Raw genomic sequence first — 13112 nt, 5'->3', positions numbered from 1 at the left:
CCGCCCGGCTTCCCACTCCGTGGTAACCCTGTGTAGGTTCCGTGCTCAGTCGAGGGGGCCGCCCGCGACGTAGATCACCTGTCCGGAGACGAAGCCGGCGCCCTCGCTCGCCAGGAACGAGATGGTGTGGGCGACGTCCTCAGGCAGACCGACCCGCTGGACCGGGATCTGAGAGGCCGCAGCCCGCTTGAAGTCTTCGAAGTCCATGCCGACCCGGGCCGCGGTGGCCGCCGTCATGTCCGTGGCGATGAAGCCGGGGGCGACGGCATTGGCGGTGATGCCGAACTTGCCCAGCTCGATGGCCAAAGTCTTGGTGAAGCCCTGGAGGCCGGCCTTGGCCGCCGAGTAGTTGGCCTGGCCGCGGTTGCCCTGGGCGGAGGAGGAGGACAGGTTGACGATGCGACCGAAGCCGGCGTCGACCATGTGCTTCTGAACCGCGCGGGTCATCAGGAAGGCGCCGCGGAGGTGAACGTTCATGACCGTGTCCCAGTCGGACTCGGACATCTTGAAGAGCAGGTTGTCGCGGAGCACGCCCGCGTTGTTGACCAGGACGACGGGGGTGCCGAGCTCGGCGACCACGCGGTCGACGGCGGCCTGGACCTGCTCGGCGTCGGAGACGTCGGCGCCGACGGCCAGGGCCTTGCCGCCGGCGGCGGTGATCCGGTCGACGGTTTCCTTGCCGGCCGCCTCGTCCAGGTCCAGGACGGCGACCGCGTAGCCGTCGGCGGCCAGCCGGACGGCGGTGGCGGCGCCCAGGCCGCGGGCGGCGCCGGTGACGACGGCGACCCGGGGGGCGGTGCTCTGCTCGGTCATGCTCGCTCTCGTCTCTCTCGGGGGTGCCTCCCGGGGAGAGCCCCCGGAGAGGGGTGGCCATACCCTACCGGCGAGTAGGGAGGGCGGCCAGGGTGGAGAGGCGCAGGTGACGGTCGGTAAGGACCGACCGGTCGGCTTTCTGCTGAGAACGGGTTACTGCAACGGTGTGGCAGCGCGTAAATATGCCAATGTTGCCGAACCTGCGTCTACTATCCGCCCCTGCCTGCCAGCAGGGGCCTGCCGTTTGTATAGTGTCCGCCAGCAGCCACCGGCTGCACGGCTGGAGCGCCCTCCCTCATAGCTGGACGCCCACTCGCCGTTACTGCCCCACCCGGGTGTCCCACACACACCGGGTGTGACATCGGGACGGATACATGGTGCTGGGGGAGATCCCGACAACCCGCGTGTCCGCGCGACTGCAGCAGTCGCCCGGTCACCTGATTCGTGTTGCACAGCAGGTTCACACCCGTCTGTGGTCCGAGCACGTCGGAGCCGATCTCACGGCTCCACAGTTCGCCGTGCTGCTGGTCCTGGCCCTCGAACCGGGCGCGGACCAGCGGACGGTCGGCGAGCGCGCCTCGCTGGACAAGGCCACGATGGCGGAGATGGTCGCGCGGCTGGTCCGGCGCGGCCTGGTGCTGCGCAGGCGTGACCCGGCCGACGGCCGGCGCAAGCTGCTCGCTCTCTCGCAGAGCGGTGCCCAGGCGGTGCGCGAGGCCACCGGTGGTGTGGTCCGCGTGCAGCGCGTCCTGTTCGAGCCGCTCTCGGCGGACGAGCAGGTCGAGGTCGTCCGGGTGATGGCCAAGATAGCCAGGCTGGAGCCTGCGGCGGTCGCCGTCTTCTCGGACGCGCGGCCGATACTGGACGCCCAGCGGGCGATCGGCTACCTGATCAGGGTGAGCCAGCAGGTGCACACCAAGCTCTGGTCGGAGCACGTCGGCTCCGAGCTGACGGCCCCGCAGTACGCGGTGCTGGACGCGCTGGAGCTGGAACCGGGCGCGGACCAGCGCACGGTCGGCGAGCTGGCCTCGCTGGACAAGGCCACCATGGCCGAGATGGTCAGCCGACTGGTGCGCCGCGGTCTGGTGCAGCGCCGGCGCGACCCCTCGGACGGGCGGCGCAACCTGCTCTCGCTCTCACCGGCGGGGCAGGACCTGCTGCACCGCTCGGCCGCCGGAGTCGCCGAGGTCCAGCGGCTGCTGCTGGCCCCGCTGGAGAACGGTGAGCACGAGGCTGCACTCGCGCTCATCGCCAAGGCGGCCAGGCTTTAGGCCAAGCATTGGTAACAGCAGCCAAAACGATTCGCCAACGTACTGAGGGTCCCTGCCCGTTGGTGCCGTGAATCGCGCATATCGGAGACCGCCCGCCCTGTTCGAGGGCGGGCGGTCTCCGCTGTGACCGGCTGTCCGGCCTCGTGGAGGCCTCGGGGCGGGTCAGTTCCAGTCGAAGCCCTGCGGGTCCGGGCCGATGCGCTTGCCGGTGGCGACGGTGGCGATCGCCGTGAGGTCCTCGGCGTCCAGCTCGAAGCCGGCGACGTCCAGGTTCTCCCGGATCCGGGCCGGGGTGACCGACTTCGGGATGGCGATCACGCCGCTCTGCAGGTGCCAGCGGAGGACCACCTGGGCGACCGTGCGGCCGTGCTTCTCGGCGATCTTCACCAGGGCCGGCTCGGCGAGCAGCTCCTTGCCCTGGCCCAGCGGGCTCCACGCCTCGGTGGCGATGCCGTGCCGGGCGTGGAAGGCGCGCAGCTCCTCCTGCGGGAAGTACGGGTGCAGCTCGACCTGGTTCAGTACCGGGACGACCGAGGTCTCGTCGATCAGGTGGGTCAGCTGCTCCTCGCCGAAGTTGGAGACGCCGATCGACTTGACCCGGCCGTCCTCCTTCAGCTGCTCGAAGGCCTTCCAGATGTTGAGGTAGCTGCCGTGCATCGGGCGCGGCCAGTGGATCAGGTAGAGGTCGACGTAGTCGAGGCCGAGCTTGGCCAGCGAGTCGTCGAACTCGCGCAGCACCGCGTCGCGGCCCTGCTTGCCGGACCAGTCGCGGGTGCCCGAGTTCCACAGCTTGGTGGTGATGTAGAGGTCCTCGCGGGCGACGCCGCCCGCCAGTGCCTCGGTGATCGCCGCGCCGGTGCCGGCCTCGTTCTCGTAGATGGCGGCGGTGTCGATCGAGCGGTAGCCCGCGTCGATCGCGGAGCGGACGGCGGCGGTGGCCTCGGCGTCCGGGACCTGCCACACGCCGAAGCCGAGCTGCGGGATCTGCGCGCCGTCGTTGAGAGTGATGCTGGGGATGGTGCTCACGGGAAGGAGTGCCCTCCTGGTCGTTGGTGTTTCCAACGGTGGGCAACTGGCACCGGAACGTCATTGTTCCCGCCAAACGGGTGAATTTCAGGTGGAGGTTTGCAGGGCTCGAGCGCGAGCGGAAGGGCGTCGGGGCGGGGCGCCGGCGGGTCCGCGGGGGGCGGGCGGACGGCCGGGTGGTCGCGGGGGCGGAAAACCTGTTGCGCGGGTCACACCGGGGTTGGCAGGCTCGCGGACATGACCTCCTGAGATCCGGGCCCTTCGTGCCCCTCCTCTGTCCGTCCGGCGCTCCCACCGGACGTGTCGACGTCGCCGTGCCGGTGCGCCGCGCGGCCTGCTGTCCGCTCGGGCGCCGGTCCCCGCGGTTCCCCGTCCCCGCGGTTCCCCGTCCCCGCGGTTCCCCGTCCCCGCGGTTCCCCGCTTCTCGCGTTCCCCCGTACCTCCGCACCGTTCGCATCGGAGTGTCATGCCGCTCACCCCCTTGCCGCTGGCCGATCCCGGCAGTCCCGACCTCTCCTCGCCCCTGTCCTTCCTGCGCTGGCTGCAGCGCAGCCAGCGGCGCGGTCAACTGCGCGCCACCTGTTGGAACCTGCTCGAGATGGGGGGCCAGGCGGCCCTGCCGATACCGGTCGGGATGGGTGTGCAGGCCGCCGTCGACGGTGACGCCGGCGGGATCTGGCGGGCCGGCGGGCTCGCCCTGCTGCTCGCCGCGGTCGCCGCGCTGGGCACCGTCCTGACGCACCGCCAGGCGGTCTGGAACTGGATCCACGCCGCTTGCCAGGTACGGCAGTTGGTGTCCCGGCAGGCCTCGCACCTCGGCGCCGGGCTGTCCCGCCGGATCGCCACCGGCGAGGTCGTCGCGGTCGGCAGCGGGGACGTCGAGCGGATCGGCTGGTACGTCGAGCTGATCGCCCGGGTCCGGTCCGCGGTGATCGTCTGGCTGGCCGTCAGCTCGGTGGTACTCGTGGTCGAGCCGGTGCTGGGCATCGGTGTGCTGCTCGGCGTCCCGGTGCTGGCGGCCTCCGTCTGGCCGCTGATCGGGCCGTTCGAACGGCGCTTCGAGCAGCAGCGCGCGCTCGGCGGCAAGGCCACCGAGCTGGCCGCCGACACGGTGGCGGGGCTGCGGGTGCTGCGAGGCATCGGCGGTGAGGAGCTGTTCCTGGAGCGGTACCGGGCCGCCTCCCAGAAGGTCCGGGCGGCCGCCGTCCGCTCGGCCCGGATCTGGTCGCTGATGCAGGCCCAACAGGTGCTGCTGCCAGGGCTGTTCGTGGTCGGCGTCACCTGGTACGGCGCCCGGCTGGCGGCCTCCGGCGAGCTCGCCGTCGGCACCCTGGTCGCGGTGTACGGCGCGACCGCCTTCCTGGCGGCGCCGCTGCGGATCCTGGGCGAGGCGGCGCACGCCTGGAGCGTCGCCCGGGTCTCGGCCGGCCGGGCCGTGCGGGTGCTGTCCCTCAGCCGGACCGGCGGCACCGCCGAGACCGTGCTGACGAAGCCGGCCAAGGCCGACCTGTACGACCCGGCCAGCGGGCTGACCGCGCGGGCTGGCGAGCTGACCGCGGTGGTCTGCGGGGACCCGGACTTCGCCGGGGCGCTCGCCGAGCGGCTCGGCGGGCACGTCCCGTCGGCCGAGGGCGAGCCGGAGCAGCCCTCCGTACGGCTCGGTGGGACGGCGCTGGACGCGGTGCCGCTGGCCGAGGCCCGGGCGGCGGTGCTGGTCCACGACAAGGAGCCGGTGCTGCTCTCCGGCACGCTGGCCGAGCTGTTCGACATCCCGTCCTCGGGCCGGGTCCCGGCGGCCGAGGCGCTGGCGGCCGCCCGGTCGGACGACGTGCTGGAGGCGCTGGTGGACGGCTCGCCGGAGTGCGCGGGCGATCCGATGCGCGCCCGGATCACCGAGCGCGGGCGCTCGCTGTCCGGCGGGCAGCGCCAGCGGCTCGCCCTGGCCCGCGCGCTGCTGGCGGACCCGCCGGTCCTGGTGCTGGACGAGCCCACCAGCGCGGTGGACGCCCACACCGAGTCGAGGATCGCCACCGGGCTGCGGGACGTCCGGGCCGGTCGCACCACCGTGGTGTTCGCGACCAGCCCGCTGCTGCTCGACCGGGCGGACCGGGTGGTGCTGCTGCAGGACGGCCGGGTGGTCGCGGCAGGGCGCCACCGCGAGCTGATGCGGTCCGAGCCGGCCTACCGGGCCGTGGTCACCCGCGAGGAAGAGGCCGCCCAGCCGCTGGGTGAGGCGGTGTGAACAGAGCCCCGGACCGATTCGTCAACTGCCGTGCCACGCACACGAGGAGTACGTCATGAAGCCCCCCGTCCATGAGGAACAGGGGCCGGCCACCACCCTGCCGGTCGGCTCCCCGGCCGCCGTGCGCGGATACCTGCGCCTGCTCGCGCGGCGGCACCGCGCAGGGTTCTCCGCGGTGGTGGCGCTGCACTCGGTGGCCACCCTGGCCGGGCTGGTCGGGCCCTGGGTGCTCGGCAGCCTGGTGGAGTCGCTGGCCACCGGCACCGCCGGGTCCGCCATCGCGGTGGCGGTCGCCTGGTACCTGCTGGCGCTCGTGGCGCAGGCCGCGTTCACCGGTTGGTCGAGGATGCGCGGCGCGGTGCTCGGCGAGCGGGTGCTCGCCGACCTGCGCGAGGACTTCCTGGTCCGCTCGGTCGCGCTGCCGACCGGCGTCCTGGAACGGGCCGGCACCGGGGACCTGGTCTCCCGGGGCACCACCGACGTCGACCGGCTGGACAAGTCGGTGCGCGAGGCGGTGCCCGAACTCGCCGTCGCCGTCGTGTCGCTGCTGCTGGTGCTCGGCGCCCTGCTGGTCACCTCGCCGCTGCTCGCGCTGACCTCGCTGATCGGGCTGCCGCTGCTGCTGGCCACCTCCCGCTGGTACTTCCGGCGCGCGCCGCAGTCCTACCGCAACGAGTCGGCCGGGTACGCCGCGGTGAACACCGTCCTCGCCGAGACCGTGGACGCCGGGCGGACGGTCGAGGCGCTGCGCCTGGGCGACCGGCGGATCGCGCTGACCGACCGCAAGCTGCGCGAGTGGCTGGCCTGGGAGCGCTACACCCTGTGGTTGCGCTCGGTCTGGTTCCCGACCATCGACGCGGTCTACGCCGCGGCGGTGCTCGCCACCCTGGTGCTCGGCGGGGTGTTCACCCTCAAGGGCTGGATCACCGTCGGCCAGTTGACCACCGGCGTGCTGTACGCGCAGATGCTGACCGGTCCGGTGGACCTGATCCTGCGCTGGTACGACGAGCTGCAGATCGGGCAGGCCTCGCTGGCCCGGCTGGTCGGCGTGCGCGAGGTGCCGGAGCACGAGGGCGACGAGTCCGCCCGCCCGGACGGCCGCCGGGTGGAGGCCCGGGACGTCCGGTTCGGCTACCGCGAGGGCGCGGACGTCCTGCACGGGATCAGTCTGGACGTCGCCCCGGGCAGCCGGGTCGCGCTGGTCGGGCCGTCCGGAGCGGGCAAGTCCACGCTCGGGCGGCTGCTGGCCGGGATCTACGCCCCCGGCCGCGGGAGCGTGACCCTCGGCGGGGCGGCGCTGTCCCGGATGCCGGCCGAGCGGGTGCGCGCGGAGGTGGCCCTGGTGAACCAGGAGCACCACGTCTTCGTCGGCACCCTGCGGGACAACCTGCGGCTGGCCGCGCCCGACGCGGACGACACCGAGCTGCGCGCCGCGCTGGACGCGGTGGACGCCGGCGCCTGGGTGGACGCCCTGCCGGAGGGACTGGACACCGAGGTCGGCTCCGGCGGCACCTCGCTCACGCCGCCGCAGGCGCAGCAACTGGCCCTGGCCCGGCTGGTGCTGGCCGATCCGCACACGCTGGTGCTGGACGAGGCCACCTCGCTGCTGGACCCGCGCGCCGCCCGGCACCTGGAGCGGTCGCTCTCCCGGGTGCTGGAGGGCCGGACGGTCATCGCCATCGCCCACCGGTTGCACACCGCGCACGACGCCGACGTGATCGCGGTGGTCGAGGGCGGGCGGATCAGCGAGTACGGCAGCCACCCGGAGCTGGTCGCGGCCGGCGGCCCGTACGCGGCGCTCTGGCGCTCCTGGCGGGACGAGCGGTAGCGCCGCGGGAGTCCGGAAGGCAGCCGGGTGGATCGGTAAACCCGCACGGGGTCGGATTGCCCCGTGCGGGTTACTCCCCGGCCCGCAAGGGCGCGTAACCGGGCAAAACGGCCGCGCGGCCCGCAGACTGCTCCGGTGACCAACACTTCGGACCGCTCGTCCCGTTCCCCGCGCGGTGAGATCGGCGGGATCCCCACCCGGTACATCGGAATCGGCGTCATCGTCATCCTCGCGGTGTGGTTCCTGTTCGCCAACCTCGACAAGGTGAAGATCCAGTTCTGGGTGTTCACCGTCACCGCGCCGCTATGGATCGCACTGCTGGCCACGCTGATCGCGGGCGGCGTGCTCGGCTGGCTGCTGAAGGGGCGCCGCAGTCGGTGACCTCGGCTCCCGAACCGGCCCCGATCGGCACCTCCTCCTTCACCCCGCTGATCGAGCTGCGCGGGGTCAACAAGCACTTCGGCGAGCTGCACGTGCTGCAGACATCGGGCTGACGGTGGGCCGCGGCGAGGTCGTCGTCGTCATCGGACCGTCCGGCTCCGGCAAGTCCACGCTCTGCCGGGCGATCAACCGGCTGGAGCCGATCGAGGACGGCGCCATCCTGATCGACGGCGAACCGCTGCCGGAGGAGGGCAAGGGGCTCGCCCGGCTGCGCGCCGAGGTCGGCATGGTGTTCCAGTCCTTCGAGGCGACCCTCGGCCTCTCCGGGGAAGCCGCGCCGACCCCGCCGCCGATCGGCGCTGTACGACATCCCCGGCCCGAGGGCACTCGCCCGCCACCGGCTGTACGGCGGGATCGCGCTGCTGCTGATCGCGGCGGCGGTCGGCTGGGTGGTCTACATGCTGTTCCACACCGGCCAGTTCACGTACGAGAAGTGGATGGCCTTCGAGTACCGGGGCGTGCAGGAGCTGCTGCTGCGCGGGCTCGGGAACACCCTGAAGGCCTTCGGCTGGACGGTGCTGTTCGCCCTGCCCTTCGGCGCACTGTTCGCCGCCGGGCGGCTGTCCGACCACCGGGTGGCGCGCTGGGTCGCCACGCTGCTGGTGGAGTTCTTCCGGGCCATGCCGCTGCTGGTGATGATCTTCTTCGTCTTCGTCGCGCTCAAGGTGCAGCCGCTCTGGGGGCTGGTGACCGGACTGGTGCTCTACAACGGCTCGGTGCTGGCCGAGGTGTTCCGGGCGGGCGTGCTCGCGGTGCCCCGGGGGCAGCGGGAGGCGGCGTACGCGCTGGGCATGCGCAAGACCCAGGTGATGGCGTACGTGCTGGTGCCGCAGGCCAACCGGGCGATGCTGCCGGCCATCATCAGCCAGCTGGTGGTCGCGCTCAAGGACACCTCGCTGGGCTTCCTGATCACCTACGAGGAGTTCCTGCACGCGGGCAAGCTGATCGCCACCAACCTGGACTACGACCTGCCGTTCATCCCGGTGGTGATCGTGATCGCGCCGATCTACATCGGCATGTGCCTGCTGCTCTCCTGGCTCGCCCGCTTCGTCGAGAAGCGCAGCCGGCGCAGCCCGAGCACGCGGGGCGGGGCACCGGTGGTCAAGGCCGGGGTGGCGATGGGGCTGCCGCCGTCGGCGCAGCAGTGAGAAGCCTGGTTCGGGGCTGAACCATAGGTGCGCATGGGGTCGGGCTCGAGAACTCCAATTTCCTCTTATGATTGCGAGGCTGGACGGGACCGTCTGATCGGTCCGGACGACGACGACCCCGGCTGGAGGGGCCATGGAGCCGGTCTTCGACTCGCGGCACATCAGGACGTTCCACGAGGTCGTCCGGGCCGGATCCTACTCGGCCGCCGCCCGCGAACTCGGCTACACCCAGCCCGCCATCACCCAGCAGATGAAGGCACTCGAACGCACCGTCGGCGTCCCGCTGTTCACCCGTGCCGGGCGCGGACTGCGGCTCACCGAGGCGGGCGAGGCGCTCTCCCGGCACGCCGAACTGATCCTCGGCAGCATGTCCGCCGCGCAGCAGCAGCTCGCCGCGCTCGCCCGGCTGCGCGCCGGGCGGGTGCGGGTCTGCGCCTTCCCCAGCGCCAACGCCACCCTGATACCCGAGACGATGGCCCGACTGCTGGCCGATCACCCCGGCGTACGGGTCGAGCTGCTGGAAGCCGAGCCGCCCGACTCCGTCCAGCGGCTGCTGCGCGGGGAGTGCGACATCGCGCTGGCGTTCCGCTACCCGGGCTCCGCCACCGAGGTGCCCGACGGGCTGGACGAGATCCCGCTGATGGAGGACCTGCTCACGGTGCTGCTGCCGGTCGGGCACCCGCTCGGCCGCCGGCACGCCGTACGGCTCGCCGACCTCGACGGCGAGCGGTGGATCGCCGGCTGTCCGCGATGTCGGGCCAACCTGCTGCACGTCTGCGCGGAGGAGGGCTTCGCGCCGGACATCGTCTTCTCCACGGACGACAACCTCGCGGTGCAGTCGCTCGTCGCCGCCGGGGTCGGCATCGCGCTGATGCCCGCGCTGGTGCTCTCCTTCATGTGCCACCGCAAGGTCACCGGACGGGCCGTCGAACCGCACCTGCGGCGGCAGGTGAGCGCGTACGTGCTGAGCGAGCACCGCCGGATCCCCGCCACCGGGCTGGTGCTGGACCACCTGCGGCAGGCGGCGGCGAGCCGGGTGGGGTGCTGAACCATAAGGACGGGTAAGGGTATTGCTTACGAACCCTCCTTGGACGTGATAGGTCGGTAGGGTCGAACCTGCTGGCATGACACCCCCAGCCATGGTCGGCAGCGACCGACTCACCGAGCGGATGACCGCGCTGATCAGTGAGATCCGCGCCGTCGTGGACCGCGGACTGCCCCCGGAGCTCACCGCCTACCTGGTCGGCGAACGCCTCGCCCCGCACCTGCACGCCGACGAGGACGGACCCGACGCGCTGCTCACCCCCGCCCAGCGCGAGGGCGACCCGCAGCGCTACCGCCAGCACGTCCTGCACGCCGAGGAGGACGGCAGCTTCTCCGTCGTCGCCCTGGTCTGGCTGCCCGGGCAGCAGACCCCGATCCACGACCACGTCTCGTGGTGCGTGGCCGGCGTCCACCGGGGCCAGGAGAGCGAGACCCGCTACCGGCTGGTCTCCGACGGCCGCACCGCCCGGCTGGTCGAGACCGAGCACGTGGCCGGACCGGCCGGCACCGTCGCCGCCTTCGCCCCGCCCGGCGACATCCACCTGGTGCGCAACTCCTGTAGCACCACGGCCATCTCCATCCACGTGTACGGCGCGGACGTCTCGCGACTCGGCACCAGCATCCGGCGGGTCTACCGGCTGCCCGCCGACCGGGAGCAGTGAGCGGCGACGTGGCACTGACCCTCCGGGAGCGCGCCGCCCGTACCCACTCGCTGCCCCCGATGCGCGGGGACGCCCCCGGGCTGCTGCTCGCAGCCCTCGGTGTCGCCGCCGCGCTGGGCGTCCACGCGGTGGTGCCGGCCGTGCCCAAGCTCACCGCCGCCGTCGTGCTCGGCATGGCGGCGGCCCACCTGCCCGGGCTGCGCCCGGTGGTCCGCGGGGCCGCCCGGCCGGGGCTGTCCACGGCCGGGAAACGGCTGATGCGGATCGGGATCGTGCTGCTCGGGCTCAAGCTCAGCCTGGGGGACGTGCTCGGTCTCGGCTGGGCGACCGCCGCCATGGTGCTCGCGGTGGTCGCGGCCACCTTCGCGGGCACGCTCTGGCTGGGGCGGCGGCTCGGTCTGCCCGGGGACCAGCCGCTGCTGGTCGCCACCGGGTACTCGATCTGCGGGGCCTCGGCGATCGGCGCGGTCAGCCAGGCGGCGGGCAGCGAGGAGGAGGACGTCGCGGCCTCGGTGGCGCTGGTCACCCTGTGCGGGACGCTGGCGATCGCGGTGCTGCCGCTGCTGCAGCACCCGCTCGGGCTCGGCGAGGTGGAGTTCGGGCGCTGGGTCGGCGCGAGCGTGCACGACGTCGGGCAGGTGGTCGCCACCGCGCAGACCGGCGGGGCGGGGGCGCTGCGCGAGGCGGTGCTGGTCAAGCTGATGCGCGTGGTGCTGCTGGCGCCGCTGGTCGCGGGGGTGGCCGTCGTGGTGCGGCGGAACCTGCGGGAGGCGAAGGCTGCGGGTGCTGTGGGGGCTTCCGCTGCTTCTGGTGCGTCGGGGGTTCCGGGCTCGGTCGGGGACTCGGGCTCGGGCGGGGGCTCGGGCTCGGGCTCTGGCTCGGGGGAGGGGGCGGCTGCGAATGCCGTGAAGACCGGGAGCCGTCCGCCGATCGTGCCGCTGTTCGTGGCGGGGTTCCTCGCGATGGTCCTCCTGCGGACCACCGGGGTGCTACCCGAGCGGGCGCTCGGACTGGCCGGGGACGCCCAAGAGCTGCTGCTGGCGGCCGCGTTGTTCGGCCTCGGCAGCGCGGTGCACCTGCCGACCATGGTCCGTACCGGCGGGCGGATCGCCCTGCTCGGGCTCGGCTCCTGGGTGGTGGTGGCGGGCGTGTCCTACGCGGGGGTACTGATCACGACCTGACGGGTTCGGCCGCGGACTCGGCTATTGTCGGGCGGGTACTCGTCGGCACCGGTACGGTCCAGTGATCCCACCGGTGCGTTTCCGCAGCCGAGTTCGCTCGGGTGTGTTCGAGTGCGTTCGAGTGCCTTCGAGTTCGCCCGCGTTCGTCGAGGAGGACGGATGACCACCGCACTGCCCGAACGGGGCGGCCCCGAGGCCGTCGTCACGCTCGACCGGCGGGAGGGCCCGTACGGCGAGGTGGTGCTGAGGCAGCACGGTCGGCACTTCGAGATCATCGCGAACGGCTGCTTCCTGATGGACACCGTCGACGGGCGCTCGGAGCGGCTGCTGATCCAAGCGGCGCTGGACGAGCTGGACCGTACCGGCAACCGGGTCGAGCGGCCGGCGGTGCTGATCGGCGGCCTCGGGGTCGGCTTCTCGCTCGCGTACGCGGCGGCCGAGCCGCGCTGGGGGCGGATCGCCGTCGTCGAGCGGGAGACCGCGATCATCGACTGGCACCGGAGCGGCCCGCTCGGCGCCGTCTCGGGCGGCGCGTTGGAGGACGAGCGGGTCGTGGTGCTCCACACCGACCTGCTGGAGTACCTCGCGGCAGCGGACGGCGAGCGCTACGACGCGCTGTGCCTGGACATCGACAACGGGCCGGACTGGACCGTCACCGACTCCAACAACGTGCTGTACGGTGCGGACGGGCTCGCGGTGCTCTGGCACCGGCTGCGGCCGGGCGGGGTGCTGGCGGTGTGGAGCGCGCAGCCCTCGTCGGCCTTCGAGGAAGCGCTGCGTGCGGCGGGCTTCTCCGACGTGGTGACGCACGAGATCCCGGTGGCCAGAGGGGTGCCGGACGTGGTGCACCTGGCTCGGCGCGCGGACTGAGGGCGAGGGCGAACTCGGCAGTCGTGCCGGGCGGTTGGCGCTGAGCGTCCGGGTGGGTTTCTTCTCGGGGTTGTCCCCCGGGGCAGTTGAGGGTTCGGCGGGCGGATGTGGGTGGTGGCTGAGATCGGGACTCTCTCGGAGCAGATCGCGGCAGAGCTTCGACGGCGCATCGTGGCGGGGGAGTTGGCGCCGGGGGCGCGGGTGCCGTCGGCCCGTCGGATCACCCCGGAGTGGGGCGTGGCGATGGCCGCGGCGACAAAAGCCGCCGACGAGTGGATGGAGCGCCTGGCGGACGAGGACCACGACCGGCTGATGGCGGATCCGGAGCGGTTCCCGATGTTCGACGCGATGAACCGGGGACCGGAGATCGACCTGAGCCTGGAGACGCTGTTCGAGTTCGGGATGGCGCGGATGCTGGACGGGATCGAGACGGTGGTCCAGTGGCGGGCGGGACGGGTGATAGGTGATGGGTGACAGCTGACAGCGAACAGGTGACAGCCGACAGATTTCAGATTTCAGCGAACGAAATCTGAAATCTGTCACCTGTCGCCTGTCACCTCGTTCGTTCGCACGGCTTCCCTGCGCT

General features: G+C 72.6%; 12 protein-coding genes and 1 pseudogene. 11 read left to right on the top strand and 2 right to left on the bottom strand.

Annotation, left to right across the window (positions count from 1 at the left end; all coding sequences use genetic code 11):
- Positions 1-45: 45 nt before the first annotated feature.
- Entirely contained in the window at positions 46-813 is a 768-nt protein-coding gene (gene fabG / locus ACZ3TI_RS02870; protein WP_465722590.1) for a 3-oxoacyl-ACP reductase FabG, read from the bottom strand.
- Between the two features lie 374 nt (positions 814-1187).
- Between fabG and ACZ3TI_RS02865 the strand changes: the two genes are divergently transcribed.
- The gene (locus ACZ3TI_RS02865) at positions 1188-2084 is read left to right on the top strand and encodes a MarR family winged helix-turn-helix transcriptional regulator (protein WP_465722588.1); all 897 of its coding nucleotides are present in this window, start codon (positions 1188-1190) and stop codon (positions 2082-2084) included.
- 162 nt (positions 2085-2246) lie between these two features.
- Here the strand turns inward: ACZ3TI_RS02865 and ACZ3TI_RS02860 are convergent, their stop codons facing one another.
- Entirely contained in the window at positions 2247-3110 is an 864-nt protein-coding gene (locus ACZ3TI_RS02860; protein ID WP_465722586.1) for an aldo/keto reductase, read from the bottom strand.
- Between the two features lie 466 nt (positions 3111-3576).
- On the opposite strand from ACZ3TI_RS02860, the gene ACZ3TI_RS02855 reads away from it, so the two are divergent.
- The 10 genes and pseudogenes from ACZ3TI_RS02855 (at position 3577) to ACZ3TI_RS02810 (ending at position 13000) form a co-directional block, all read left to right on the top strand.
- A complete protein-coding gene (locus ACZ3TI_RS02855) occupies positions 3577-5352 on the top strand; it encodes an ABC transporter transmembrane domain-containing protein (RefSeq protein ID WP_465722584.1) in 1776 nt (591 codons plus the stop codon).
- Positions 5353-5407: 55 nt separating this feature from the next.
- Positions 5408-7180, top strand: coding sequence for an ABC transporter ATP-binding protein (locus ACZ3TI_RS02850; RefSeq protein ID WP_465722582.1), 1773 nt, complete (start codon positions 5408-5410; stop codon positions 7178-7180).
- Positions 7181-7315: 135 nt separating this feature from the next.
- Positions 7316-7561 (top strand): lipopolysaccharide assembly protein LapA domain-containing protein, encoded by a 246-nt coding sequence (locus ACZ3TI_RS02845; protein ID WP_465722580.1) that lies wholly within the window; start codon positions 7316-7318, stop codon positions 7559-7561.
- A gap of 23 nt (positions 7562-7584) precedes the next feature.
- Positions 7585-7869: pseudogene (locus ACZ3TI_RS02840) on the top strand (ATP-binding cassette domain-containing protein); the annotation flags it as partial.
- Between the two features lie 150 nt (positions 7870-8019).
- Entirely contained in the window at positions 8020-8769 is a 750-nt protein-coding gene (locus ACZ3TI_RS02835; protein WP_465722578.1) for an amino acid ABC transporter permease, read from the top strand.
- Between the two features lie 133 nt (positions 8770-8902).
- On the top strand, positions 8903-9817 hold the full coding sequence (locus ACZ3TI_RS02830; protein ID WP_465722576.1) for a LysR family transcriptional regulator: 915 nt from the start codon (positions 8903-8905) through the stop codon (positions 9815-9817).
- A gap of 76 nt (positions 9818-9893) precedes the next feature.
- Positions 9894-10475: a cysteine dioxygenase family protein gene (locus tag ACZ3TI_RS02825; protein ID WP_465722574.1), complete on the top strand. Its 582-nt coding sequence runs from the start codon at positions 9894-9896 to the stop codon at positions 10473-10475.
- A gap of 59 nt (positions 10476-10534) precedes the next feature.
- Positions 10535-11656 (top strand): YeiH family protein, encoded by a 1122-nt coding sequence (locus tag ACZ3TI_RS02820; protein ID WP_465723308.1) that lies wholly within the window; start codon positions 10535-10537, stop codon positions 11654-11656.
- 159 nt (positions 11657-11815) lie between these two features.
- Positions 11816-12526, top strand: coding sequence for a spermidine synthase family protein (locus ACZ3TI_RS02815; RefSeq protein WP_465722572.1), 711 nt, complete (start codon positions 11816-11818; stop codon positions 12524-12526).
- A gap of 105 nt (positions 12527-12631) precedes the next feature.
- Entirely contained in the window at positions 12632-13000 is a 369-nt protein-coding gene (locus ACZ3TI_RS02810) for a GntR family transcriptional regulator (RefSeq protein ID WP_465722570.1), read from the top strand.
- The last annotated feature ends 112 nt before the right edge of the window (positions 13001-13112 follow it).

The organism is Kitasatospora sp. NPDC023120, from assembly GCF_055560835.1.
This window is presented reverse-complemented; position numbering and strand designations above follow the sequence as displayed.

Bases quoted from the DNA above. Each gene is read 5' to 3' on its own strand.
- fabG (WP_465722590.1), bottom strand. From the start codon at position 813: ATGACCGAGCAGAGCACCGCCCCCCGGGTCGCCGTCGTCACCGGCGCC.
- ACZ3TI_RS02865 (WP_465722588.1), top strand. From the start codon at position 1,188: ATGGTGCTGGGGGAGATCCCGACAACCCGCGTGTCCGCGCGACTGCAG.
- ACZ3TI_RS02855 (WP_465722584.1), top strand. From the start codon at position 3,577: ATGCCGCTCACCCCCTTGCCGCTGGCCGATCCCGGCAGTCCCGACCTC.
- ACZ3TI_RS02850 (WP_465722582.1), top strand. From the start codon at position 5,408: ATGAAGCCCCCCGTCCATGAGGAACAGGGGCCGGCCACCACCCTGCCG.
- ACZ3TI_RS02835 (WP_465722578.1), top strand. From the start codon at position 8,020: ATGCTGTTCCACACCGGCCAGTTCACGTACGAGAAGTGGATGGCCTTC.
- ACZ3TI_RS02830 (WP_465722576.1), top strand. From the start codon at position 8,903: ATGGAGCCGGTCTTCGACTCGCGGCACATCAGGACGTTCCACGAGGTC.
- ACZ3TI_RS02825 (WP_465722574.1), top strand. From the start codon at position 9,894: ATGACACCCCCAGCCATGGTCGGCAGCGACCGACTCACCGAGCGGATG.
- ACZ3TI_RS02820 (WP_465723308.1), top strand. From the start codon at position 10,535: ATGCGCGGGGACGCCCCCGGGCTGCTGCTCGCAGCCCTCGGTGTCGCC.
- ACZ3TI_RS02815 (WP_465722572.1), top strand. From the start codon at position 11,816: ATGACCACCGCACTGCCCGAACGGGGCGGCCCCGAGGCCGTCGTCACG.
- ACZ3TI_RS02810 (WP_465722570.1), top strand. From the start codon at position 12,632: ATGTGGGTGGTGGCTGAGATCGGGACTCTCTCGGAGCAGATCGCGGCA.